The organism is Moraxella sp. 179-F 1C4 NHS, assembly GCF_045370505.1.
GTDB classification, from domain to species: domain Bacteria; phylum Pseudomonadota; class Gammaproteobacteria; order Pseudomonadales; family Moraxellaceae; genus Faucicola; species Faucicola tetraodonis.
On record NZ_JBIQEC010000001.1, the window covers coordinates 158,733 to 182,645 of the forward strand.

At 43.1% G+C, this 23,913-nt stretch carries 24 protein-coding genes and 1 tRNA gene; 11 read left to right on the forward strand and 14 right to left on the reverse strand.

Annotated elements, in window-relative coordinates:
* Positions 1-46: 46 nt before the first annotated feature.
* On the reverse strand, positions 47-688 hold the full coding sequence (locus ACH0AB_RS00810; protein WP_406876797.1) for a DUF1294 domain-containing protein: 642 nt from the start codon (positions 686-688) through the stop codon (positions 47-49).
* A gap of 496 nt (positions 689-1,184) precedes the next feature.
* On the opposite strand from ACH0AB_RS00810, the gene ACH0AB_RS00815 reads away from it, so the two are divergent.
* Both ACH0AB_RS00815 and ACH0AB_RS00820 read left to right on the forward strand, forming a co-directional pair.
* Positions 1,185-2,018: a DUF2382 domain-containing protein gene (locus ACH0AB_RS00815; protein WP_050324662.1), complete on the forward strand. Its 834-nt coding sequence runs from the start codon at positions 1,185-1,187 to the stop codon at positions 2,016-2,018.
* 158 nt (positions 2,019-2,176) lie between these two features.
* Positions 2,177-2,761, forward strand: a complete 585-nt coding sequence (locus tag ACH0AB_RS00820; protein WP_406876798.1) for a DUF2382 domain-containing protein — start codon at positions 2,177-2,179, stop codon at positions 2,759-2,761.
* 172 nt (positions 2,762-2,933) lie between these two features.
* Here ACH0AB_RS00820 and ACH0AB_RS00825 read toward each other — a convergent pair whose 3' ends face one another.
* The 7 genes from ACH0AB_RS00825 to ACH0AB_RS00855 all read right to left on the reverse strand — a co-directional run bounded on the left by ACH0AB_RS00825 (position 2,934) and on the right by ACH0AB_RS00855 (position 10,786).
* The gene (locus ACH0AB_RS00825; RefSeq protein WP_060995632.1) at positions 2,934-3,851 is read right to left on the reverse strand and encodes a LysR family transcriptional regulator; all 918 of its coding nucleotides are present in this window, start codon (positions 3,849-3,851) and stop codon (positions 2,934-2,936) included.
* 136 nt (positions 3,852-3,987) lie between these two features.
* Positions 3,988-5,310, reverse strand: a complete 1,323-nt coding sequence (paeA, locus tag ACH0AB_RS00830) for a polyamine export protein PaeA (RefSeq protein ID WP_050324660.1) — start codon at positions 5,308-5,310, stop codon at positions 3,988-3,990.
* Between the two features lie 231 nt (positions 5,311-5,541).
* Positions 5,542-6,714, reverse strand: coding sequence for an acetyl-CoA C-acyltransferase FadA (gene fadA / locus ACH0AB_RS00835; protein ID WP_007115528.1), 1,173 nt, complete (start codon positions 6,712-6,714; stop codon positions 5,542-5,544).
* 30 nt (positions 6,715-6,744) lie between these two features.
* A complete protein-coding gene (fadB, locus tag ACH0AB_RS00840; RefSeq protein ID WP_406876799.1) occupies positions 6,745-8,901 on the reverse strand; it encodes a fatty acid oxidation complex subunit alpha FadB in 2,157 nt (718 codons plus the stop codon).
* 314 nt (positions 8,902-9,215) lie between these two features.
* Positions 9,216-9,596, reverse strand: a complete 381-nt coding sequence (locus tag ACH0AB_RS00845) for a 5-carboxymethyl-2-hydroxymuconate Delta-isomerase (protein ID WP_309592719.1) — start codon at positions 9,594-9,596, stop codon at positions 9,216-9,218.
* Positions 9,597-9,607: 11 nt separating this feature from the next.
* Positions 9,608-10,078 carry a Cys-tRNA(Pro) deacylase gene (ybaK, locus tag ACH0AB_RS00850; protein WP_007115525.1) on the reverse strand — a complete coding sequence of 157 codons (471 nt, stop codon included), beginning with the start codon at positions 10,076-10,078 and terminating at the stop codon, positions 9,608-9,610.
* 207 nt (positions 10,079-10,285) lie between these two features.
* Positions 10,286-10,786, reverse strand: a complete 501-nt coding sequence (locus tag ACH0AB_RS00855; protein ID WP_406876801.1) for a c-type cytochrome — start codon at positions 10,784-10,786, stop codon at positions 10,286-10,288.
* 538 nt (positions 10,787-11,324) lie between these two features.
* Here ACH0AB_RS00855 and rpsU point away from each other — a divergent pair.
* Positions 11,325-11,540, forward strand: a complete 216-nt coding sequence (gene rpsU, locus ACH0AB_RS00860; protein WP_007115522.1) for a 30S ribosomal protein S21 — start codon at positions 11,325-11,327, stop codon at positions 11,538-11,540.
* A gap of 131 nt (positions 11,541-11,671) precedes the next feature.
* Complete coding sequence (locus ACH0AB_RS00865) at positions 11,672-12,118, forward strand: GatB/YqeY domain-containing protein (protein WP_050324656.1); 447 nt, start codon at positions 11,672-11,674, stop codon at positions 12,116-12,118.
* 61 nt (positions 12,119-12,179) lie between these two features.
* Here ACH0AB_RS00865 and ACH0AB_RS00870 read toward each other — a convergent pair whose 3' ends face one another.
* From ACH0AB_RS00870 to ACH0AB_RS00885, 4 genes are all read right to left on the reverse strand, one after another.
* Positions 12,180-12,809, reverse strand: coding sequence for a Maf family protein (locus ACH0AB_RS00870; RefSeq protein ID WP_406876802.1), 630 nt, complete (start codon positions 12,807-12,809; stop codon positions 12,180-12,182).
* Between the two features lie 18 nt (positions 12,810-12,827).
* Complete coding sequence (gene mreD / locus ACH0AB_RS00875; RefSeq protein WP_060995642.1) at positions 12,828-13,313, reverse strand: rod shape-determining protein MreD; 486 nt, start codon at positions 13,311-13,313, stop codon at positions 12,828-12,830.
* 11 nt (positions 13,314-13,324) lie between these two features.
* Positions 13,325-14,152 carry a rod shape-determining protein MreC gene (mreC, locus tag ACH0AB_RS00880; protein ID WP_065253382.1) on the reverse strand — a complete coding sequence of 276 codons (828 nt, stop codon included), beginning with the start codon at positions 14,150-14,152 and terminating at the stop codon, positions 13,325-13,327.
* Between the two features lie 164 nt (positions 14,153-14,316).
* Positions 14,317-15,348: a rod shape-determining protein gene (locus ACH0AB_RS00885; RefSeq protein WP_128679945.1), complete on the reverse strand. Its 1,032-nt coding sequence runs from the start codon at positions 15,346-15,348 to the stop codon at positions 14,317-14,319.
* A gap of 617 nt (positions 15,349-15,965) precedes the next feature.
* Here ACH0AB_RS00885 and gatC point away from each other — a divergent pair.
* The 7 genes from gatC to ACH0AB_RS00920 all read left to right on the forward strand — a co-directional run bounded on the left by gatC (position 15,966) and on the right by ACH0AB_RS00920 (position 21,304).
* Positions 15,966-16,268, forward strand: coding sequence for an Asp-tRNA(Asn)/Glu-tRNA(Gln) amidotransferase subunit GatC (gene gatC / locus ACH0AB_RS00890; RefSeq protein ID WP_060995645.1), 303 nt, complete (start codon positions 15,966-15,968; stop codon positions 16,266-16,268).
* A gap of 57 nt (positions 16,269-16,325) precedes the next feature.
* Positions 16,326-17,822: an Asp-tRNA(Asn)/Glu-tRNA(Gln) amidotransferase subunit GatA gene (gatA, locus tag ACH0AB_RS00895; RefSeq protein ID WP_406876803.1), complete on the forward strand. Its 1,497-nt coding sequence runs from the start codon at positions 16,326-16,328 to the stop codon at positions 17,820-17,822.
* An 11-nt stretch (positions 17,823-17,833) separates the two neighbouring features.
* Positions 17,834-19,330: an Asp-tRNA(Asn)/Glu-tRNA(Gln) amidotransferase subunit GatB gene (gene gatB, locus ACH0AB_RS00900; RefSeq protein ID WP_406876804.1), complete on the forward strand. Its 1,497-nt coding sequence runs from the start codon at positions 17,834-17,836 to the stop codon at positions 19,328-19,330.
* A gap of 46 nt (positions 19,331-19,376) precedes the next feature.
* Positions 19,377-19,453, forward strand: a tRNA-Pro gene (locus ACH0AB_RS00905).
* 175 nt (positions 19,454-19,628) lie between these two features.
* Positions 19,629-19,904: a hypothetical protein gene (locus tag ACH0AB_RS00910; RefSeq protein ID WP_076775191.1), complete on the forward strand. Its 276-nt coding sequence runs from the start codon at positions 19,629-19,631 to the stop codon at positions 19,902-19,904.
* 98 nt (positions 19,905-20,002) lie between these two features.
* Positions 20,003-20,500 carry a L,D-transpeptidase family protein gene (locus ACH0AB_RS00915; RefSeq protein WP_406876805.1) on the forward strand — a complete coding sequence of 166 codons (498 nt, stop codon included), beginning with the start codon at positions 20,003-20,005 and terminating at the stop codon, positions 20,498-20,500.
* Between the two features lie 195 nt (positions 20,501-20,695).
* Positions 20,696-21,304, forward strand: a complete 609-nt coding sequence (locus ACH0AB_RS00920) for a nitroreductase family protein (RefSeq protein WP_406876806.1) — start codon at positions 20,696-20,698, stop codon at positions 21,302-21,304.
* Between the two features lie 275 nt (positions 21,305-21,579).
* On the opposite strand, the gene ACH0AB_RS00925 is transcribed toward ACH0AB_RS00920, so the two are convergent.
* Complete coding sequence (locus tag ACH0AB_RS00925; RefSeq protein WP_406876807.1) at positions 21,580-23,127, reverse strand: CYTH and CHAD domain-containing protein; 1,548 nt, start codon at positions 23,125-23,127, stop codon at positions 21,580-21,582.
* A gap of 143 nt (positions 23,128-23,270) precedes the next feature.
* On the reverse strand, positions 23,271-23,906 hold the full coding sequence (locus ACH0AB_RS00930) for a glutathione S-transferase family protein (protein WP_406876808.1): 636 nt from the start codon (positions 23,904-23,906) through the stop codon (positions 23,271-23,273).
* Positions 23,907-23,913 lie beyond the last annotated feature (7 nt).

The following is a 23,913-nucleotide window of genomic DNA, read 5'->3' on the forward strand; positions in this document are numbered from 1 at the left end:
TTTTTTTACTCAACGATCGATCTATAACAATCAATCTATCAAGCAATCATCTGATTTTTAGGTTGATATAACTTATGATTGCCAAAGCTAAAAGATTACCCATCACTGTCAAGTAAAAAGCCCTACGAAATTCTGGTTTGGTTGATTTATGGCGCAATAACCAATGGGCAAACGCCGCCCCTACCCAACCCCCAGCAAAAGCTAATTTATGGAGTGACGCTTCTTGCACGCGCCAATCTCCATTTTGTGCAGCTTTTTTATCATGCGCGTATAGCAGATAGGTCGCCAAACTTATCGCAAAATACCAACCAATAATCCATAAGGGTAAGTGCTTAACCAGCACAACAGCGGTCAGTAACATAAAAAACAGCACCCCAATAGCCACCCACGTGAGTAATGTTTGATTTTTAAGGCCGTTTTGAGCTTGACGAACTTGGCGGGCATTTTGTTGGGCAACTTTTTGTCTGACAAACGTCTGTTGCTGCACATTGACAGCACAGGGTTTGCCATCTCTACCTTGCCCTATTTCAAAAACTACCGCTTCATTAAGCACAGGACGCTGGTTCGCTCGGTATTCGCTGATATGAAAAAAAATAGCTGGGTCTTGCCAATTGTTATCGGTTTGCTCAATAAACCCAAAGCCTTTGTCATCTTGCCAGCGGATTATTTTGCCTTGATATTTTGTCATTAAAAATCACCTAATATATATGTTGATAACTCATTATTTATTATAACTTATCTTTTATAACGCCTTATTGGGCGGGCAATGGTGTTTCGCGCTAAGTGCTCTACCCGACTTTTTTCTATGTTTTTAATTTATTGCTAAAAGCCAATTTTTTTTACGCTTGGTTGCAAAAGTTACTTAAGACAACTGCCAATTACACCCTCTAAACAAAAATTTATCAAATCCTACTACTTAATGGGAGCTTTTTTCAGTAATCTTGTTTGCAAGTCGAACGATTAAGCGTATGACATTTTTCATCGTTTTTATCATCGGCGATTTCAACAATCAAGCATCTGTTTCAACAACCAAGTAGCTGTGAAACATCTAATTTGTTGAATTTTAAAAATTTTATTATAACAATTTTCATTTAACTATAAAAAACTATCTTATATTTATTTAGTTTTTAACTTAACTACCTTAATAAAAAATAAACAATAAGATATCTAAAGGAGATTTTTCCATGGCAAGTTTAATACGTTTACGCGATATCCAAGACACCCACGTTGACCTTTTAGGTAACGATTATTTTGATCCAACTGGTAAAACCGCTTATGGCGCCAATGGCGACAAAGTGGGTAGTATTCAAGGTGCTTTAGTTGATGAGAGCACAGGCCGTATTCGCTACTTCATTGTTGATGTAGGTGGCTGGTTTAGCTCGAAAGAAGTTTTAGTACCAGCGGGTTTAGCTCGTATTCAAGACGACAATGTATACTTTGATTCGCTCAGCCGAGATACTGTTGAAACAATGGATAGCTACGATCCTGACTACAACTACAGTATTGAAGAACAAACGGTTCGTGACCGTCACGTATTTGACCGTGCTGCCACACCTGTTAAGCTTACTGATAACGATTACCAATCACCTAATACATTACAGTTACTTGAAGAACGCATTTCAGTCAATAAAGACAAAATCGTAGCGGGGTTACTAAAAGTTGGTAAACACGTTGTGTCTGAGCCACGCACTGTCAACGTTGAGTTAACTGAAGAACAAGCGCATATCCAGCGTACGCCAGTTAACAGACCTACTGACCGCAGCATCGGTGATAATGACAATGCTACTATTGAGGTTGAACTTGAAGCAGAACGTGCAAATGTCAACAAGCAAACTTACGTGACTGAAGAAGTTAACGTAGATAAAGTGGCACAAACTCGCACTGAGACCTTTAATGAAACCGTTCGCCGTGAAGAGTTAGATGTACAAAAAGATGGCGTTGAGCGTGTAACGGGTGTTGATACCGTCGATGGTAATGTATCACCTGCAATTGATCCAAATGCGCCCCGTAAACTTTGATAATTAATATCATTAGAATTAATTACTATAAAGTTTAACTTCTGCCAACGGTATTGCCATTGGCTAGAAAAAGGCAGATGATTTCATCTGTCTTTTTTGTGGTTGTTATATATTATTACAGGATTTTGGAACAATAACTTTGCAATGGAAAACACTTTATGAAAAACCCGATGATGAATCCTACTGAATCGCATACCCATGATAACTATACTCATGATAACCATGATAACATTGTCAAAACCGTCGATCTTCGTGAAGATACCACTAACACCTTAGAGCTATTAGCTGAACGCCCCCAAGTGCAAATTGAGCGATTTATCAAAGACAATATTAAATTATCAAAAAAAATCATCAGCCAAACGGTTAACGTTCCTGTAACACTCAATCAAGAAGTTTTGGTGATTGAACATGTGTTTGCCCAGCCTAGCCCCTCTCAAGATAATTTAGTTAGCGTGGTTACTAATAACGTCAATGTGCCACAGTTGATGGTGAATGGGCAAGCGATTACTTTAGGCGATACCCCGATTGAGATTCCTCTACTTCAACAAACAGCGAAAGTGAATATTGAAACCATTGTGGCGGAAAAAGTACAGTTAATGACCCAAAATGTCAGTCATGAAACGCAAATTCCCGTGACATTGCGTCATGAAGAATTGGTCACTGAAAAAGTTGAATACGATGAGCCAACAGTATTAGCAACAACGCATATCGCTCCTGAAGAGGTTAACCTAGCTTCAAAGTAATTCCTTTCTACTTTGTTTGGATGAGCTCGCCTTAGCTTCTGTTGGCGTGTCTTTTGTTGGTGTGTCTTTTGTTGGCACGTATTGGTATGTAATTTGGGTGTGGCATACATCAACATAAAAGTAAGGTCAAAATGTCACACCCAGCATTTTTAATTGATTAGGTTTAAATCAATTAGGCTCGATGATGGGCAGGTATTGTAGATTTATGGCTAATCTCTGGCAGTAAATCCAAAAACCCTTGGATATAAGCCACCTCTTTACTTGTGGTACGGGTCGCCGCATAAAGCTGGCAAAACACACCTTCCCCCAGCGCCCTTGATATAACCCAGCCTTTTTTTTCGTATTCATTCACTACCCAATTCGGTAACGAGGCAACCCCTCGTTCACTCGCAACCAGCTGAATTAACATCGCTGTCAATTCTGTGGTTCTTAGTTTCTTGGGCGCAAGTCCTGCAGGCGCAAAAAAATGCGCGATGATATCGAGTCGTTTGGCTTCCACAGGATAGACGATGAGCGTTTCATCAATCAAATCTTCTGGCAAAATCGGCGATTTTTTATCGACTAATGGGTGTGTGGGTGACAACACCAAGCGACTTTCATATTGAAATAACGGCAGATAGCTGATTCCCTCCAAGGGTAAGCGACTGGCTGTGATAAGCACATCAATTTCTTCATCGAGTAACATTTGGTGAGGCTCAGGTTCAAAGCCTGAGCTAAAGTCCAGCTCAACGTCTTGCCATTCCCTGCGATAACGATTAAGAATAGGCATCAACCAATCAAAACAGCTATGACATTCCGAGGCCAAACGTAATTGTCCCGTTTGACCACGACCCAGTCTTTTAAGGTTGGCGGTGGTACGATTAAATTGCGGTAGCACACTGTCCGCAAGTTTGAGTACTTCTTTGCCTGCTGGGGTAAAGCTTAGCGGTCTTGAGCGGCGATTGACGAGGCTAACACCATAATAATTTTCGATTTCTTTGAGCTGATGGGACACCGCTGATGCCGTGACATACAAGTCCTCAGCCGCGGCAGCAAGCGAACCTTGCTCACGTAGTGCGGTCAATAATTGAAGGTGGCGGATTTCAAGCATAAAATAATTTTACCGTTTGCCAAGCCCAAAAGAAAAAAGTTCACGATTTGGTGAAACCATGAACTACTTTAACAAGAAACGTGAAAAAAGTTAATCAATTTCAAGTCAAAGCGGCCGTATTACTCAATCACTTTGACTAACTATCACTGATAATGTGCTCTTCTTCATCTTTGAAATTACGCGTCACAAGTAACTGGTCAATTTTATGATGATCGATATCGACTACTTCAAATTTATAACCTTGATATTCAACAAAATCTGCAGGACGGGGAATTTTGCGCAGTTTATACATCATAAAACCCGCTAAAGTTTCATAATTATCCCAATCGGGAAAATCTTCGATACCGAGCGCATGTTTGACATTTTCAATCGGTGTGGTACCTTCAATCAGCCATGAGAATTCATCACGCTGGATAATCTGCTGCTCATCTTCAATCGGTGCGACCCAATCTCCCATCACTGTCATCATGATATCAGATAACGTAATGACACCGACAATGAGCGCATACTCGTTCATCACCACAGCAAACTTTTCTTTACTGGAGCGAAAACGATCTAGCAGCTCGGATAAGGTTAATGTATCGGGGATGATTAATACATTACGAATCGTAGTTTCATTGAGCAAAATTTGCGACTGGTTACTAAGAAGTTTTACCAAAATATCTTTGGTATCGACATACCCAATCACTTCATCAATATGGTCTTTACATACCAAAAATTTTGAATACGGGTAATTGGCGATTTTTTGGCGAATACTTTGCTCAGACTCGCCAAGGGTGAAATAAACCACATCCTCACGGGTGGTCATGCTAGAGGGCACATTACGTTCTTCAAGCTCAAAAACGTTTTCGATAAAGTGATGTTCTTGCTTGAGCAATACTCCCGCTTGCGCCCCTGCATCCACCACGGCAGAAACATCATCAAAGGTGATATTTTCTTCTCTTACCATGTTGATTTTGAAAATTCTAAAAATCAGATTTGCCAGCCCGTTGATAATCCATGCCAGCGGCTTAAATACTTTGATTGACAACAAGACAGGCTCAATCACCGCTAACGCCACGCGTTCTGGGTTAATCATGCCAATGCGTTTGGGAATCAAATCAGCAAACAAAATAAACAACAAAGTGACTAGCAAAAATGACATTATAAAACCGATATTATCAAGCATTTTGCCTTGATAAAATGGCGAAATAAGGTCAATAAAGTAGGGACGAAGCGCAGACTCACCGACAATACCGCCCAAAATTGCCACGGCATTTAGCCCTATTTGTGAGGTAGCAAAAAATTCGGCAGAATTTTCTTGTAAATGTAGAATTTTATTGGCGCGATTGTCACCCGATTCTGCCAACAGCTTTAGCTTGATGCGCCTAGCACCTGCCAAGGCAATTTCGGAAATGGAGAAAAAACTGGAAATCAACACTAATATACAAATAATTAGTAGATTTTGGAATAAACTCACAATACACCTATATTTATCTATTTTTATCTAGACAACATAACAGATTTGGCAAAAAATTTCTTAGACTTTATGGTAAAGCAATAGTAGTAAACAAACATTGATAAAGAAACGGTAATAAAGAAATATGATAAGAAAAAGGGATAAGGAAACATTGGTAAAAAAATGGGTAAAAAACTGCACGCGTAAAAAAACCCTTGATTAAAATCAAGGGTTTCTTTAATAACAAAATAATTATACACGTTCAATAATGGTGGCAATCCCTTGACCCAGACCAATACACATAGTGGCAAGACCGAGTTGGGTGTCTTGTTGCTCCATCACATTTAGAAGTGTGGTGGTGATACGCGCACCCGAACAGCCTAGTGGGTGACCTAACGCAATAGCACCACCATTTAGGTTAACGATGTCTAGTTTGTCTTGTAGGTTTAAGCCCTTAAGAACCGATAAGCCTTGTGCGGCAAATGCTTCGTTTAGCTCGATGGTTTGCATATCGTCGATGCTCATGCCAGCGCGTTTTAAGGCTTTTTTGGTGGCAGGCACTGGCCCATAACCCATGATAGCGGCATCACAGCCTGCAACTGCCATACCGCGAATACGAGCGCGCGGTGTTAGACCTAAATCTTTGGCTTTTTGCGCAGACATGATAAGCATCGCAGACGCACCGTCAGACAAGGCTGATGACGTGGCAGCTGTTACGGTACCGCCTTTAGGATCAAATACGGGGCGTAATGCCGCAAATGATTGCATGTTGGCATCAGGACGAATCACTTCATCGATGGTGCAAAGTTGTAGGTTACCGTTTTCGTCATGACCTTCAATGCCGATGATTTCGTTTTTGAAACGACCTTGCTGTGTCGCTTCCCAGGCACGGCGATGTGATTCTACACCAAACGCATCTTGTTCTTGACGGCTGATGTTATTCATACGTCCAAGCATTTCAGCGGTTAAACCCATCATGTTAGAGGCTTTTGCATAGTATTTTGAAGCCTCTGGATTGATGTCAATACCGTGCATCATACCCACGTGACCCATATGCTCAACACCGCCGATAATGAACACATCACCTTGACCTGTCATGATTTGTGCCGCTGCGGTGTGAAGCGCTTGCATGGATGAACCGCATAAACGGTTGACCGTTTGACCTGCCGTAGTACGTGGTAACTCAGCCAATAAACCGATGTTACGACCGATGTTCATACCTTGTTCTAGGGTTTGGTTGACGCAGCCCCAGATGACATCTTCTACAAGTTTGGTATCAAACGGGTTACGCGCTACCAAAGCTTTAACAAGCTCCGCAGACATGCTGTCAGCGCGTACATTGCGGAACATACCATTTTTTGATTTGCCCATTGCGGTACGAACGCCATCGACAATCACGACATCTTTTGGACTTAATGTAGTCATTCTATTCTCCTTAAAATTTATAATCGTCGATTACGCTTGTGGGTAAAAAGTTTTACCATTTGCCGCCATATCACGAATCATTTGTGGCGCTTCATAGGCTTTACCTAAGCTTGCGTATTTGTCGCAAAGGGCTAGGTAATTTTGTAGACCGATTTGGTCGATGTAACGGCATGGACCACCACGGAATGGCGGGAAGCCAATACCCATAATCATCGCCATGTCTGCTTCTGCAGGCGTCGATACGATGTTGTCCTCTAAACAGCGAACCGTTTCATTACATAAGGCAATCATCAGACGATCGATGATTTCTTGGTCTTCAAACTGTTTTGGCGCATCGATAAATGGTTTTAATAATTCAACGGTTTGTGGATCGGCAGTTTTAACTGGCTTGCCTTTTTTATCCGTTTCGTATTTGTAGAAACCAACGCCATTTTTTTGACCTAAGCGATTGGCTTCAAATAATATCTGACCGCTCACTTTATAGTCTGGTTTCATACGGTCTGGGAAGCCTTCAGCCATCACTTCTGCCCCATGAACCCCTGTGTCGATACCCACAACGTCCATCAAGTAGGCAGGACCCATTGGCCAACCAAATTTTTCCATGACTTTGTCGATTTGAACAAAATCAGCACCTTGTTTAATCAATAAGTCAAACGCACCGAAGTAAGGGAATAATACGCGGTTTACTAAGAAGCCTGGGCAGTCATTTACCACCACTGGCACTTTACCCATTTTTTCTGCTAACGCGACCGTAGTCGCTACCGCTTCTTCACTTGATTTTTCACCACGAATTACTTCAACCAGTGGCATACGATGGACTGGGTTAAAGAAGTGCATGCCGACGAAGTTTTCTGGGCGCTCTAGTACCGATGCAAGATAAGTAATTGAAATGGTAGAAGTGTTAGATGCCAAGATTGCATCTTTTTTCACCAAACCTTCAACTTCTTTTAATACCGCGTGTTTAACTTTTGGATTTTCAACAACCGCTTCAATCACGATGTCAGTCTCACCAAAATCACCGTAGTTTAGCGTAGGACGGATACGGCTTAAGGTTTCGCCCATTTGTGCTGGGGTTACTTTACCGCGTGCCATACCGCTTGATAGGTGTTTGCTGGCCTCTCTCATACCCAAGTCAAGTTGCTCTGCCTTGATGTCTTTCATGATGATGGGCAAGCCTTTTGAGGCGGCTTGGTAAGCGATACCGCCACCCATGATACCTGCGCCCAATACAGCAGCTTCTTTAATATCATGCGCTTTGGCGCTGTGAGTTTTAGCAAGTTTACGAACTGCTTGGTCGTTTAAGAATAGACCGACTAGGCTTTCTGCTTGTGGGGTTTTTGCTGCTTTTGCAAAACCTGCAGATTCAATTTCTAACGCTTTGTCACGTGGTAGGTTCACCTGTCTTTCGATGGACTCTAAGGCAATTTTTGGTGCTGGGTACTGGGCTGGATTGGCTTTTGAGAACAATACACCTTTGGCTGAGTTAAATGCCATCGCTTGTTCTAGGGCGTTTAATTTGACTGGATTGATTTTTTCGTCATGGCGTGCTTTCCAATCTAGATCGCCTGCGATACATTTTTTGACTAAATCAATCGCTGAAGCCTCTAACTGGTCAGCGGCAACAACCGCATCCACCATACCGACTTTCAATGCAGCGGCTGGTTTTTGTGCTTCGCCAGTTGCGATGATTTCAAGCGCATTATCGATACCGATGATACGTGGCAAGCGCACTGAACCACCAAAGCCTGGGAAGATGCCCAATTTAACTTCGGGTAAACCGATGCTCGCTTTGTCACTCATGACACGGTAGTCACACACCAACGTCATCTCTGTACCGCCGCCCATGGATGCGCCATTGATTGCCGCAACTTTTGGAAAAGGCAAATCTTCAAAACGGTTGAAGGTTTTGTTGATGTCAAATACCCACGAAGCAATCTCGCCTTCTGGTTTTTTGAAGTTACCAACAAATTCAGTGATGTCTGCACCAGCTATGAAAACTTTTTTTCCTGAAGTAACGATTAGACCTTTAACGTCTGAAGATTGTTCTAATGCCGTGACTGCTTCGCCAAATTCTTTGATGGTGGCTTGGTCAAATTTATTAACGCTCTCAGTTTGATTATCGTAGTTTAATTTAGCAATACCGTCTTCGAGTAGCGATACCGAGATGCTATTTCCTTGATAAATCATTGCTAACTCCTTGAGTTATGTTGAAATCAACGGGGAAAACCGAAAAATGATGTTTTGCACGATGTCTTTATATGATGTCTTTAAAAGATGCTTGTGAAAAGATGCTTATTAAAATTTTTACATACCGCAGACAAAACAAAATCTTGACTAGTTTACTATGTTTGCGATAAGTTGAGAATAACGCAAATGACTGTTTAGTCATTGGCTAGCAACGGGGCCGCTGCTGCGGGTTTTGTTGCCAAACTTACTATCTTACCAGTTGGCAAAAGTCAGCAAAATGTGCTTAAAGTAGCCAATTTTTATCACTAACCCCTCTATTTGAATTCGACATACTGCTTGACATAATTGGCGCTTAGCGTGGTGGAGTTGACGCAAATCTGTAAACTGCCAACAGGCACCTCACTTTCGAACTCCTGCAGATGCGCTTTGATAGCATCGGCAATCCGCTGCGCCAATGATTGAATGGTAGCGTCATCCCGCCCTGGCATCAGATAAAAATGCGCCATAACAAAGGCTTCATCTCCGCTATCGCTCAGTCCCACCAATACGTGGTTTGGGTAGTAGATACGTGATTTGATATCACTTTGTAGCTTAAAGTTGCCAGACTGCCATAGCGTATCATTGACCCGTGCTAATAGGTTATCGGGCTGACTAATAAGATGGTCGTGACTCACTTCAATAATGACATTGGGCATGGTGTTATCCTTTACTCTTGAATTAAATCTGCAAATTTGGCGTTTACTGCGCCTGCTAAATCCGACGGTGACAACTCAATCTCTAAGCCGCGTCTACCGCCACTACAATAAATGGTCGCAAAGTGTTGTGCCGATTGATCGATGACCGTGGGCAGGCGTTTTTTTTGACCGAGCGGGCTTACCCCACCTAGCACATAGCCTGTGGTACGTTCTACCAATTTGGGGTCTGCCATTTGGGCTTTTTTACTGCCAATGGCTTTGGCGATTTTTTTTAGGTTTAGCAAATGCTCAACAGGCAGTATCGCAACAGCGAGTTTGTCGTTGTCATCTTGCACCACCAAAGTTTTAAATACCCGCTTTGGCTCAACTTGTAGTTTTTCTGCTGCTTCAAGCCCATAGCTTTCACTATGAGCGTCATGATGGTATTCATGTAATTGGAAGTTGATTTTTAGTTTTTTGGCAAGATTAACGGCAGGTGTCATAGCGGTTTCTTAACAGGGTTTGGTGATTGAACATAGTCATTCATCATAACCAAACTGCGGGTTAAAACAAAGCACATTGGGTATAAAAAACGTATAAAAAAACCAGCCAACTATTTTGCTAGTGACTGGATTTAGTAAAGTGCTAGATACTAGTTGTTGCATAGGCTTGAATGTATAGCCTTTATTTTATAAATGGCGCATTACCCATTAGCTTGCTTTTGAGACCATATAATCAACGGCAGCTTTTACTTCATCATCAGAGGCTTGACTACCGCCTTTGGCTGGCATTACACCGGATTTTCCTTGATAGCCGCCGATGGCGTGTTTATAAAGCGTGTCTTTACCTTGCGCAATGCGAGGTGCCCAAGCGGCTTTATCAGCAAATTTTGGTGCGCCCATCAAGCCTGCTGTGTGACAAGTGGTACATACACTACCAAACAATTTTTCACCAGCATCAGCAGAAACTGGGGTAGCGGTTGCTGTCGTCGTGGTGGCAGCGGCTGAGGCGGCTGTTGGTGGTACAAATGAAGCAGGCTGTGAAGCCACTGGCATGGGATGGTTTGCACGAGCGATTTCACCTTGCTGTGCGGCAATTTCTTCGGTTGGTTTGCTTTCGGCTGACTCATGCTTACTACATGCGCTCATGGTAAGACCCAAGGCAAGCATAAGACTGGCTAGCGTGGCATTGCGTGTTGATATCGGTAGCATAACCTTTTCCTTTCAAATAAGGTGAAATCTAATTTCACATCAATGTATAAATTTTTAATAGCCCTACAAACTGTTTTTGCATGGTAATGTTTTACGTGGTAATGCCGACTGGCAAATGGCTAGTACGACATTTAGCGGTATGTTGTTATCACATGAGAATTAGTGACTATATTAGCATTACTGCGGTATGAATAAAATAACATTTTAAAGCCACCTTGCTAAATCATTACTATCGTTGTGTATTTTGTTACGCTAACCGGCAAAAATTTTTTACTGGTTAGATAAAACAGGGCAATTGGCTAAGAGAAGGCTTTTCTGATTTAATAGGTTATTAAAAAGCTAAAATTTACATTGACTTACATGGGGTATTTAGTTAAAATTCGCACCTATTTTTATCCTAATCTGAGCTGATGCCAAACCATGGGTAGGTTGGCTAATAATCACCTATACAGCCAGATTAATGTTCCTGACCCACTAACCCCGCTTTGTTGATAGCACGGTAACTATCTATCAATAAGCCTAGACTTAAGGAGTCTACATGCCAGCAGTAAAGGTAAAAGAGAACGAACCTGTAGATATCGCAATTCGCCGCTTTAAACGTGCTTGTGAGAAAGCCGGTATTTTAGCAGATGTACGTAAACATGAGTTCTATGAAAAACCAACTCAAGAACGTAAACGCAAAAAAGCAGCTGCGGTAAAACGTTACAAAAAGAAAATGTCACGTGAATCAGTACGCACGACTCGTCTTTACTAAGGTAATTTGTCGACAGACAACCCAATACCAGTAAATGATAAAATCCACTTTGTTAAGTGGATTTTTTTATGCTATGTTGCTAACCACAATTTTAAAAACGCCATTAGCTAACATTAAGGAGCGTTAAAACCATGACTACCATAAAAGACACCCTGACCGATGTGGTCAAAACCGCCATGAAAGCGCGTGAGCTTGAAAAAGTTAAAGTGCTACGCAGCGTACAAGCGGTGATAAAACAAATCGAAATTGATCGCCAACTAACGCTCGATGATGCAGGTGTACTAGACATCTTACAAAAGCAAACCAAGCAGCGCCAAGAGTCGCTCGCGATTTTTGCCGCCAATGGTCGGGAAGATTTGGCACAAAAAGAACAATTTGAGATTGATGTGATTAGTCAATTCTTGCCACAACCCATGAGTGAAGCAGAAATTGCCAATCTGGTAGCTGCTGAAATTGCTGAGCAAGGTGCCACTTCAATGCAGCAAATGGGCGCTGTGATGAATGCGTTAAAAGTCAAAACCGCCGGTCGCGCTGACCCTGCTTTGATTTCAAAGTTGGTCAAAGCGACATTGGCTTAATCCATACATCCTAAAAAAAGCCGTAAGATTTGTGCTTACGGCTTTTTTATTGGGTAAATTTTTACTGATGCGGCTGCATCACTTGAGAAAGCAAGTCCAACGTTTCCACCAACGGCAGTCCAACCACATTGCTATAACTACCATCAATTGCTTTGACCCATGCAGCGCCCAGCCCTTGAATGGCATAACCGCCTGCTTTGTCTTGTGGTTCGCCCGTATGCCAATAATACGCCATCATGCTGTCAGTGAGTGCGATAAATTTGACATCGGTTCTCACCACAGTGCGCTCAGCATAATCCATCTGCCATTGACCGCCACGCTGCGCCAGTCGGCTCACTTGCACTGCAGTCCATACTTGGTGCGAGGCATTGCTCATTTGCCGCCACATCGCACAAGCATCGGCAAAATCTATAGGTTTTTGCAGCACTGCCCCATCCGGCAATACGCCAATGGTATCGGCGGTAATCACCACACACTCGGTCATAGCCTTTGGCAAAACTTGTAAAGCGGCTTGCGCTTTTTGACTCACCATACGCCCAATATAGTCTATCGCCGATTCTTCTGCTAGCGGTGATTCATCAATGCTGACTGCCGCGCAAGTATGTGGCACCGCAACTTGATCTAACAACTCACGCCGTCTGGGTGAGGTGGACGCCAAGATAATCGGTATAGTGGCATTAAATTGATACATAATAACTTCTCAATACGCTTATCGCGTATAACGCAGCATAACAGCGACTAATAGTGGCCAAATTAAGGTACTCACGGCAACGGTATAAAGTAATTGGGGTGCAAACACCCCTTGGGTAAATAAATGTAGAAAAATTAACCCAAATTGATAAATCAGCAAACAGGCGCCAGCAAGTAACCATACCAAGTTCGAGGACAATTGGCGTAAATAACCACTGACAAACTTAATAAAAAACGCCACCAGCACTGCACATAAGGCTTGCTGACCGATTCGGCTATCTGTGAGTAAATCAGCAAACAGACCAACCACAAACGCCAATCCCATGCCAATTAAAGTCGGTTGAAATATCAGCCAAAAAATCAGCATCATGATCATCCACATCGGACGAAATAGCGCAATCTCTGCCGACAGCGGATACACACTGAGTACCGATGCAATGATAAAACTGATTGCCATCACAATATATAAATGCTGTTTGGTTTTTTTGCGCTGAACGACGACCATAATCAGTGATTTTATACCTTTTGCTGAAGCAATAAAACATAAGACGTATTGATAAAATTGGCAGCGGGTTTCACCATAATCTTGGCATAGCCGCCTGCTTGCTCGGCTTCTACTTTTGCCACCCGCCCAACAGGAAATCCGGCAGGAATACGACCACCAAGCCCTGATGAAATCAGCTCATCGCCAATGCGTACATCCGACGCCTTAAAGATATAATCTAGCACCAAATACTGCGGATTACCTTTGCCCGATACGATGGCTTTTTGCCCGGTACGTTTGATAGTCACTGCCACCGATTGTTGGTCATCACTGATTAACACCACACGGCAGGTATCGGGATAAACATTGACGACTTGTCCAAGAATGCCGTTTTCATCAATCACCGTTTGCCCGACAATCACTCCGTCTTTGCTGCCTTTATTGATGACCACCATTTGCCGCAGTGGATTGCTATCGGTACCAATGACATGCGACAACAGCAAGTTAAACTGGTCTGGCGTGGTGGCGGATAAAATCCCTTGCAGTCGGGCATTTTGCGCGACAAGATAGTCTTGCTGCTGCAACTGCGCTTTGGCGTGGACAAGCTCAGCTTTTAACTGCACATTCTCACGGCGTAACGCTTCTTTTTCGGTCATGGTACTATCAAGCCAGCCTGCAAAAAAACTTGGGTAAGCCGATACTTGATAGATAGGCTGCATGGCGGCATGGGTCGCGGTACGTACTGGCTGAAACCAACTGCTATTTTTACTATCCAATAACATCAGCACAATCGCCGCAAACACCACAATAAGGGTCTTGCGAATGGCAAGTGGTTGTTGGGTAAAAATGGTAAGTGACATAGGTAACATCCAAGTAAAATCTGTGGCAGTCAATACAGCGCGCGATAACAAGCCATCAGGATAGCAAAAATCTTTTAAAAAAAGCTATCGTAAAATCATCTTGTCAATAAAGCAATAAAACCGCTATTAAAAAATAGCGGTTAACGGTAACACATCAGTTAACATCAGACAAAAATCATATTCAATGCTTTGTTATTGATAAACTCTAACGCTTTACCACCCCCACGGCTGACACAAGTCAGTGGGTCTTCAGCTACCGTGACGGGCAAGCCTGTCTCGCGTGAAATCAGCTCATCAAGATTACGTAATAGTGCGCCACCACCCGTTAATACAATACCACGCTCTGCGATATCGGCTGATAATTCAGGCGGGGTTTGCTCAAGCGCCGCTTTGACGCCTGAGATGATACCAGTAATAGGGTCGCTTAAAGCTTTTTGGATTTCGGCGGATGTCACCACAAATGATTTAGGCACGCCTTCTGCCATGCTACGACCACGTACTTCCACTTCCAAGGGGTTTTCAGGATCTTCAATTGCCGTCCCTACTTCGGTTTTGATGCGTTCAGCCGTGGTTTCACCAATCACACAGCCATGGGTACGGCGGACATGAGTAATAATCGCCTCATCAAACACATCACCGCCGATACGGATGGAGTCGGCATACACACAGCCTGATAGCGCAATCACCGCAATCTCTGTGGTACCACCCCCGATATCCACCACCATCGAACCGCTGGCTTCATGCACGGGTAATCCTGCGCCAATCGCAGCTGCCATCGGCTCTTCAAGTAATAAGGCTTTGTTTGCGCCTGCTGATTCAACTGCTTCACGAATCGCACGACGTTCTACCAAAGTAGATTTACAAGGCACACAAACAATCACGTTTGGATTGGCCAAAAAGCGTTTCACTTTCACTTTGTTGATAAAATGCTTGAGCATTTTTTGGGTCACTTCAAAATCGGCAATCACACCGTCTTTGAGTGGACGAATCGCAGTGATATTATCTGGGGTACGACCTAGCATTTGTTTGGCATCAAGACCGACGGCCGCAACGGTAGGATTTTGGGTACGGTTACTACGAAGCGCAACAACCGTTGGTTCATTGAGGACCACACCTTTACCTGGGGTGAAAATTAACGTGTTGGCAGTGCCAAGGTCGATGGCGATATTACTTGATAAAAATCCGAAAAGGCTCATGTATCATTTCCCAGTGATAACAAAACTACACTGCAAGCAAAGCAGAAATTAGCGGGGTGTCTAATCGCATATCGAGTCAACAACGCATTTTTTAAAAGCGTTTATTTAAAAGCCTTTAATGCCGATGTTTCTAATGCCCATGTTTCAAAACCACCCTATTGTGCCCACTAGCAAAAAATCTGAAGCAAGCTGCTTACCGCTGCTGTATTTTACATAAAAAATAGCAAGAAACTCTTAACGATTCACAGTTAAAAGGCTATCTTTTTAGATAAAAAAGGTGACGATGATTTTAAAGAGGTTTAGGCAATAGTGACTTTAATGCGATTAATTTGCGTTTAGTAAGAATAGTGCTAGATTATAGCGGTAAAATATCGCAAAATATAGTGATTTAATCACATTCTATCTTTATTCACGAATTTTTTGTGACAAATTATTTAGGTCACATCACCCTATTTTTTCAAATTTGTTATTAAAAGTAACTAAACTTATGCAACTGTTTTTATCAGGTTTTAGCCTCTTTTATTATAGCCTGCTGCTATAATTGGCTGGTTTAAAATCGCATCGAACATTTGCCTTGTTTGTCCGTTTTATTTTTGTTTGTACTTAAGGAACTCATCATGTCGCAGACGCTTTCAACTGATGAAATTATGAACATCGCAAAACTTGCTCGACTTGGCGTGACCGCTGAGCAGGCAGATAGTTATGCCAATGACCTAAGCAAAATTCTATCGATGATGGATATTTTGGCAGAGGTCAATACTGACAATATCGCCCCGCTTACCAATGTCCATGATATGACCCAGCCACTGCGTGAAGATGTTATTGGCGGTAATGGGGTCGAAGTCAATCGTGAGCTAAATCAGTCCATTGCGCCGAGCGTCGCTGATGGTCTATACCTTGTGCCACAGGTCATTGAATAAGCCACAGCGCATCGAATAACTTGTCAAATTTTTGTTAATTAATTATAAGTGAAAATTATGTCTGAACTACATACGTTTTCGGTTGCCCAATTGGCCGCAGGTCTAAAAAATAAAGACTTTAGCAGTACCGAACTTACCCAACATTTTCTTAATCGGATTACCCAGCACGATAAAGCCATCAACAGCTTTATCACAGTCACGCCTGAACAAGCGTTAGCGCAAGCCGCCGCTGCCGATAAATTATTGGCAGAAGGTAAAGGCGCAGACTTGACGGGCGTGCCACTGGCTCATAAAGACATTTTTTGTACCCAAGGCGTTTTAACCACTTGTGGCTCAAAAATGCTAGAAAATTTTGTAGCGCCTTACAACGCTACTATCGTTGAAAACTGCCAAAATGCAGGCTTAGTCATGCTTGGCAAAACCAGCATGGATGAGTTCGCGATGGGCTCGGACAATGAGTCATCATACTTTGGCGCCGTGCACAACCCCTGGGATATCAGCCGCGTACCAGGTGGTTCATCGGGCGGTAGCGCAGCGGCGGTTGCGGCAGGTTTTGCACCCTTTGCCACAGGCTCAGATACCGGCGGCTCGATTCGTCAACCTGCGTCATTTTGTGGTTTGACAGGGATTAAGCCAACTTACGGACGTGTCTCACGTTATGGCATGGTGGCGTATGCGTCAAGTTTTGACCAAGCTGGCAGCTTTGGTAAAACTGCAGAAGATTGTGCTTATTTGCTTAACGTGTTATCAGGTCATGACAGCAAAGATTCAACATCCGCCAACAAAGATGTGCCCGATTTTGTCGCTAGTTTGACCAGCAAACGCCAAGCCAATGCCAGCCATGATAAACCGCTTCAAGGGTTACGCATCGGTATCCCAACCGAGTATTTTGCTGATGGCTTAAATAGCGAGGTTAAAGCCAGTGTAGAAGCGGCATTAAAACAATACCAGGCCTTGGGTGCAAGCTTGGTAGATGTGAATTTGACCAAACCAGAAATCACCCTTGCCACTTATTATTTGCTCGCCCCTGCCGAAGCTTCATCTAACTTATCGCGTTATGATGGGGTGCGTTATGGCTACCGCTGTGATAGTCCAAAAAACTTGGAAGATTTATACACCCGCTCACGTTCTGAAGGCTTTGGTGCCGAAGTACAGCGCCGTATTTTGATGGGTACCTATGCGTTATCAGCGGGTTATTTTGATGCTTATTATGTCAAAGCGCAAAAAGTGCGCCGCCTCATCAGCCAAGACTTTGCCAAAGCATTTGAAAGCTGTGATGTCATTGCCACCCCAACTGCGCCAACGACGGCTTATAAAATCGGTGCAAGCCTTAGCCCTGCCGAAATTTATATGGGGGATGTTTATACCATTGGCGTGAATTTAGCCGGTTTACCTTCATTAAGCCATCCGGTGGGTTTTGATGGTGACAATCTGCCTGTGGGCTTACAGCTGATTGCAAAAGCATGGGACGAAGAGACGCTACTGCAAACTGCCGATGCGTATCAGCAAGTCACTGATTTTCACCAACAACTATCGCCCATCGCCAAAGCCTAAGGAGCCTTGTTATGACAAACGAAAATAAACCGCAAGCGCCTTTAGTGGATGGCTATGAAGTGGTTATCGGTATCGAAATCCACTGCCAACTCAACACCAATACCAAAATTTTCTCATCGGCTTCCACCCTATTTGGGCAAGAACCCAACACCCAAGCCAATATTGTTGACCTAGCCATGCCAGGGGCGCTGCCCGTACTCAACAAAGATGTGGTAGAAAAAGCGGTGATGTTTGGGCTTGGCGTCAATGCTGAAATTGGTATGATGAATGCCTTTGACCGTAAAAATTATTTTTATCCCGACTTGCCAAAAGGCTACCAAATCAGCCAAATGGCGCACCCGATTGTCGGTACAGGCTATATCGACATCGTGGTCAATGAAGGTGAAAAAAACGAATACCCCAAACGTATTCACATTACCCGTGCCCACTTAGAAGAAGATGCGGGCAAATCGGTGCATGATGCGGTACCACAGATGACAGGCGTGGATTTAAACCGTGCCGGTACGCCGCTGATTGAAATCGTCTCAGAGCCTGATATGCGCTCAGCTGCCGAGGCGGTTGCCTATGTCAAAGCCATTCACCAGTTGGTCACTTGGCTTGGTATTTCTGATGCCATTATGGCGGAAGGCTCATTCCGTGCCGACTGTAACGTCTCCGTGCGAAAACCCGGCGCTGACTTAGGTACTCGCTGTGAGATTAAGAACCTTAACTCGTTTCGCTTTATTGAGCGTGCCATCACGGTGGAAATCGAGCGTCAAATTGACTTGATTGAAGACGGGGGCAAAGTCATACAAGCCACTCGCCTGTACGATCCCGACAAAGACGAAACGCGCTCAATGCGTACCAAGGAAGAAGCCAATGACTACCGCTACTTCCCAGACCCTGACCTTTTACCTGTGCATATTGATACTGCAACTTTTGAACAAATCAAAAACGCCATGCCAGAATTGCCAGTGGCACGTCGTGAGCGTTTTCAATCGGCGCTTGGCTTACCTGAATATGATAGCCGTATTTTAACCGCTAGCCGTTCGCTCGCTGATTACTTTGAGCAAGTAGTGGCAAAAGTCGGTCATGATAACGCCAAACTGGCTGCCAACTGGATAATGGGTGACCTGCTCGGTGCGCTCAACAAAGATGAAAAAACCATTGAGCAAAGCCCGATTTCTGTCGCCCAATTTGCCAAACTGCTAGAGCGTATCAAAGACAATACGCTATCAGGCAAGCTGGCTAAACAAGCCTTTATCGCCCTATTCGCTGGCGAAGGCGGTGACGATGAAACAGCCGTGGATAAAATCATTGCCGATAAAGGTTTGAAACAAGAAACCGATACAGGCGCGATTAAAGCGATTGTCGAAGACGTGTTGAAAAACAACCAAGCGATGGTCGATGAGTACAAGTCAGGTAAAGAAAAAGCCTTTAACGGTCTTGTCGGTCAAGTGATGAAAGCCTCGAAAGGTAAAGCCAACCCGGCTCAAGTTAATCAGCTGTTAAAAGAACTAATTGGATAAGTTTGTATTGCAAATTCTGTCATTTTTGATAGAATAGTACACCTTTCGGGGCGTAGCGCAGTCTGGTAGCGCACTTGCATGGGGTGCAAGGGGTCGCGAGTTCGAATCCCGCCGTTCCGACCAAATTAAAAAGGCTTACGTTTTCGTAGGCCTTTTTCTTTTTTAAGTTTTTGTTATACCTATTGTTACAGTATTTTTACGTGAATGTGAAAATAGTTTTTTTGTTTTGATAGATAATTTTTTGATAAAATTTTCTCACTATTTGGCTGTATTTATTTGACTGTATTTTTGAAAAATCATGAGTTCGAGCATTAAATCATTCCTTGCTAAGTATAAACTGACAAATTTGGCTGCGGCTTTGGTATGGGTGGTTTTACCACTCACTGCGCAAGCCGATAGCGTTCATCGAGCACAAACCAACAAAGATGCGATTGTACGTTCTTGTCCCAATCGTCTATGCCCCGTGGTGCAGACCCTGCCCAAAGGCGTCAAGTTTAGCTGGGTATTAGCCAAAAATGGCTTTGTGAACATTGCCGATTCTACCTTGTGGGTATCCACTGCTGACATCAAATAACTGGTTGTATGTTTTCAAATTTTTCTTAAAAAGCCTGTCATGAATATGATGGGCTTTTTTGTTATGATAGTCTAAGCTTAATGTTAAACGAGTCGATTATGTGTTACCCAAGAATCATTATTTCAATAAAAAAACAACAACTTACTTTACATCTGAGCCCCACCCAATCACAAACTTACCCCGTCTCTACTGCCAAAAATGGTATTGGACAACTACAGGATACTGGCTGTACACCGCTCGGTGCGCACCTGATTAGCGAAAAATTTGGTGATAATTTACCTATCAACAGTGTTTTTGTGGCACGTCAATTTACCGGCGAAATTTATGACGATCATTTGGCAACTACATTCCCCAATCGAGACTGGATTTTGACACGGATTTTGTGGTTAGAGGGAAATGAAACGGGCTTTAATAAAGGCGCCAATGAGCAAGGGGTGTGTGATACCAAGGCGCGTTACATTTACATTCATGGCACGCCCAATACCGAGCCGATGGGCATTCCGCTTTCTCATGGCTGTATCCGTATGCGCAATCAAGACATTATCACACTCTATGACCGAGTGGATATTGGTACAGCGGTCGAAATTTTGCCGTAAATTTATCAAAGTTAACCTTAATAATAATTTAGAAAATATTAACCCATGTAATTATTGGTTAAAAAAAATTACAAAATAGCTTTTTTTTATTTAGGTTTTAGGCATATAATAACCGTGTCACATCAATCGGCTTTAACTTTAATTAATATTAATAAGGTAGATTGATTATCAAATAACAATGAAAAGGAGCTGATTATGTCAGTCGAAACATTACACACTATCGCAGAAACTCGCCGTTCTATCTATATGCTCAATGACCAATTACCTGTATCAAAAGATGAGGTGATTAAACTGGTTGAACATGCCGTGTTACATACCCCCTCTTCATTCAACTCACAATCAAGCCGCTTGGTGGTATTGTTTGGTGAAGACCACCAAAAACTTTGGCAAATCACCGAAGATTTGCTACGCGCGATGGTGAATGATGATGAAAAATTCAAATCAACTGCCGATAAAATGGCCATGTTTAAAGCCGGTGCAGGGACTATCTTGTATTTTGAAGACCAATCAGTGGTTAAAGGCTTACAAGAACAATTCCCGCTGTATGCGCATAATTTCCCAGTATGGGCAGAACATACCAGTGCGATGCACCAATATGCGATTTGGAACGCCTTAGCTGCGCTCAACATCGGTGCAAACTTACAGCATTACAATGGCGTGATTGATGAAAAAGTGGCGCAAACATGGAACATTGATAGCAACTGGAAACTCATTGCGCAGATGGTATTTGGTGGTATCGCCGCCCCAGCAGGTGAAAAAACCTTTGAACCTATCGAAAAACGCTTAAAAGTTTACGGAAAATAATTTTCCAATACGCGTTTTGATAGGCGTTACAATAAAAGCAAAAAGCCAATATCTGACGATATTGGCTTTTTTATATAAATTTGATTGCCATTAACTAAAAAATTAGCTCAGTAAAAACCCGACAATATACCGCATATTATCTACTGTCGGTATCGAAATTAGCGGCTAAATGCTCATCCATAACTGACCTAACTAGTCATACAGTGATTGACTGATTAGTGCTTTCTGCAGAGGCAATTTTCTTTAATTCACATGCCTACAATCAAGCCAAACTACTACCAAAACTTTGGCGCATTTTTAACCGTTTTTAGACTCACCGCGCATTGCTCGCTACTGGCTTGCTCACGTCCGCTAAACCAACCCACCGCAAATAGTGCATTTGGGTCGGTTTTGGCTTTTTCCAAATAATTGGCATGACCGACCACATTGTCATTGTATTCACCGAGTACGTCTTGTGCAGGCTCTAAGTATTGCAAGAAAGCATTGAGCTCAGCTGCTTTTTTCCCTTTTTTGCCATTGGTTTGGCTGGCAAAAAGCGGCGCAGCAAACTCACTGACATAACGCAGGCTTTTTAGGTCTTTACGGACACCATGCTGGCTTTCTGTATCGAGACTGGCAAATTTATCACTTGCCACAGCAATCGCGGTAAATAGTTTTTCCAACTTTTTGGCAACAGTGGCTTTGGCTTTTGGGTTGTCCGCAGGTACGGCTAAATGGGTAAAACCAATCAGCTCTAACAACAGAATTTGAAAATCATTGGCTCTGACGGCATCAATCGGCATGATATCGACTGCCGTTGACCACTCGACATGCGGTGCACCGACTGACTCTAGCAGGGGCTGGGTTTTTATTTGCAAGATTTCTTTATCACGATACTCCCCTAGCAGGCTAAAGGTTTGTTTGAGTACCATCAGCCAATTTGGGTCGATATAATCTTGGGCAAATTTGAAATGTTTGAGGGCAGTACGTAAACGCCGAATGCCGACACGCAGTTGGTGCACTAAGTTGCCATCGGGACTGCCTTCAGCAATTGCAGAGGCGTTGGGCAAAATCTGCACGAGGCAGTTATTGACCACTGCCTGCAAAAACGCAAATTGGCTGATGCCTTTGTGTAATTGCAGCACAGCCAAATCCGCTTTGACAGGCTGGGCAAATTGCTTATTCGCGAGTAGCAAACTACCCCGCTGGGCTTTGGTAACGGTTGATAAATATAATTTGTATTTTTTGCACCAAGTTTTAGCTACCTCAATCAAATCACTTGGGTCACCTTCAAGAAGCTCAAATTCAATTTCATGAATATCCGATTGGGTTAACCCGTGATTATTGACGGATTTTTGTGAGATTAGGCTACCTATGCCAACTTTGCCGATATCATAAGCGATTTCGATGCGGCTGTTATTTTTCTTAATTTGGCGAGAAGTGCGTTGGACATCGGTAAAATATTGCACGGTTAAGGCTTGAGCGAGCTGGTCGAGCGGCATGATGCTAGTCAGCTGCGCTACGACTGTTGGCTCTGTAATCAGTGAAACATCGGGCACAAGGCTGCTAACATCAAGGGTATCTGGCGTACCCGTCAGGCTCAGCACGGTATTGAGCTCAACGCGTTTGGCAACGCCGTCACCCGCTGTTTTGAGGGTTTGTACCCACTGGCTGTCTTCAAAGCGGATACGCAGGGCGATGCCTTGTTTGGCAAGATGTTGATTGGGGGTATCAAAATAATACGCCGATAGCCGCTGTTGCCGCGCAGTTTTGGTGTCGATGTTTTTTCTTAAGACGCCTTGTTGATAGCTTGGGACAGCAAACTTGAGTTCTAGTTCGTGCATGATGGTGTCGATTAACCTATATAGCTAACGGATAAAACACCATCATAGCACAACTTTGCTTTTTAAAAATAACCACTTGGCTCATTTGTTAATGGTAAAATTTTAAAGCATTTAAAGAATGCCCTATGATAAGGGTTGACAAGTTATGAGATTACATCCAAACCTTCTTCTCTGAGCGATTTTTGTACCGCAGGTTGTGACTCCACGTTGTTAATCAGTTTTGCCAAATTCCGATACCCAGATAAATCCAATTTTAGCAAATGCGCCCAGCGCAAGGTGACATACAGATACACGTCAGCAATAGTAAACTCACCTGACATATAGTCTTTATCAGCCAAGTTATCATTGGCGATTTTAAAAATTTCAATGACCCGTCGTTGCGCTTTTTCAGCGACTTTAGGCTGCAAGTCTTTATCATCGATAAATGCCCCAGCGTCGAATAAAGGCAAAAAGGCTTTATGCACATCCGCATTGGCGTAGCTGAGCCATTGGTGCGCTTTGGCTTTTTGTTTATCACTGCCTTTACCAAAAATATGCGCTTGGGGGAATTTTTCGTCAAGGTAGTGTAAAATCGCCACATTTTGCGCCAAATAAAAATCGTCCGCTTCTATTGCTAGCAGTGGCACTGTTCCTTGTGGATTTTTGGCAAGATAATCTGGCTTTTTTGCATCTGCATGACTGATGAGCTGTAAGTCGTAATCCACCCCTGTCAGGTTAAGCGCCGTATGCGGGACAAATGAACACGCGCCTTTGAATCCGTATAATTTTAATTTTTGCATGATTTTC

Excerpts from the sequence above, each read along its gene's own strand:
- ACH0AB_RS00810 (WP_406876797.1), bottom strand. The coding sequence starts at position 688 with ATGACAAAATATCAAGGCAAAATAATCCGCTGGCAAGATGACAAAGGC.
- ACH0AB_RS00815 (WP_050324662.1), top strand. The coding sequence starts at position 1,185 with ATGGCAAGTTTAATACGTTTACGCGATATCCAAGACACCCACGTTGAC.
- ACH0AB_RS00820 (WP_406876798.1), top strand. The coding sequence starts at position 2,177 with ATGAAAAACCCGATGATGAATCCTACTGAATCGCATACCCATGATAAC.
- ACH0AB_RS00825 (WP_060995632.1), bottom strand. The coding sequence starts at position 3,851 with ATGCTTGAAATCCGCCACCTTCAATTATTGACCGCACTACGTGAGCAA.
- fadA (WP_007115528.1), bottom strand. The coding sequence starts at position 6,714 with ATGACTACATTAAGTCCAAAAGATGTCGTGATTGTCGATGGCGTTCGT.
- fadB (WP_406876799.1), bottom strand. The coding sequence starts at position 8,901 with ATGATTTATCAAGGAAATAGCATCTCGGTATCGCTACTCGAAGACGGT.
- ACH0AB_RS00845 (WP_309592719.1), bottom strand. The coding sequence starts at position 9,596 with ATGCCCAATGTCATTATTGAAGTGAGTCACGACCATCTTATTAGTCAG.
- ybaK (WP_007115525.1), bottom strand. The coding sequence starts at position 10,078 with ATGACACCTGCCGTTAATCTTGCCAAAAAACTAAAAATCAACTTCCAA.
- ACH0AB_RS00855 (WP_406876801.1), bottom strand. The coding sequence starts at position 10,786 with ATGCTACCGATATCAACACGCAATGCCACGCTAGCCAGTCTTATGCTT.
- rpsU (WP_007115522.1), top strand. The coding sequence starts at position 11,325 with ATGCCAGCAGTAAAGGTAAAAGAGAACGAACCTGTAGATATCGCAATT.
- ACH0AB_RS00865 (WP_050324656.1), top strand. The coding sequence starts at position 11,672 with ATGACTACCATAAAAGACACCCTGACCGATGTGGTCAAAACCGCCATG.
- ACH0AB_RS00870 (WP_406876802.1), bottom strand. The coding sequence starts at position 12,809 with ATGTATCAATTTAATGCCACTATACCGATTATCTTGGCGTCCACCTCA.
- mreD (WP_060995642.1), bottom strand. The coding sequence starts at position 13,313 with ATGGTCGTCGTTCAGCGCAAAAAAACCAAACAGCATTTATATATTGTG.
- mreC (WP_065253382.1), bottom strand. The coding sequence starts at position 14,152 with ATGTCACTTACCATTTTTACCCAACAACCACTTGCCATTCGCAAGACC.
- ACH0AB_RS00885 (WP_128679945.1), bottom strand. The coding sequence starts at position 15,348 with ATGAGCCTTTTCGGATTTTTATCAAGTAATATCGCCATCGACCTTGGC.
- gatC (WP_060995645.1), top strand. The coding sequence starts at position 15,966 with ATGTCGCAGACGCTTTCAACTGATGAAATTATGAACATCGCAAAACTT.
- gatA (WP_406876803.1), top strand. The coding sequence starts at position 16,326 with ATGTCTGAACTACATACGTTTTCGGTTGCCCAATTGGCCGCAGGTCTA.
- gatB (WP_406876804.1), top strand. The coding sequence starts at position 17,834 with ATGACAAACGAAAATAAACCGCAAGCGCCTTTAGTGGATGGCTATGAA.
- ACH0AB_RS00910 (WP_076775191.1), top strand. The coding sequence starts at position 19,629 with ATGAGTTCGAGCATTAAATCATTCCTTGCTAAGTATAAACTGACAAAT.
- ACH0AB_RS00915 (WP_406876805.1), top strand. The coding sequence starts at position 20,003 with ATGTGTTACCCAAGAATCATTATTTCAATAAAAAAACAACAACTTACT.
- ACH0AB_RS00920 (WP_406876806.1), top strand. The coding sequence starts at position 20,696 with ATGTCAGTCGAAACATTACACACTATCGCAGAAACTCGCCGTTCTATC.
- ACH0AB_RS00925 (WP_406876807.1), bottom strand. The coding sequence starts at position 23,127 with ATGCACGAACTAGAACTCAAGTTTGCTGTCCCAAGCTATCAACAAGGC.
- ACH0AB_RS00930 (WP_406876808.1), bottom strand. The coding sequence starts at position 23,906 with ATGCAAAAATTAAAATTATACGGATTCAAAGGCGCGTGTTCATTTGTC.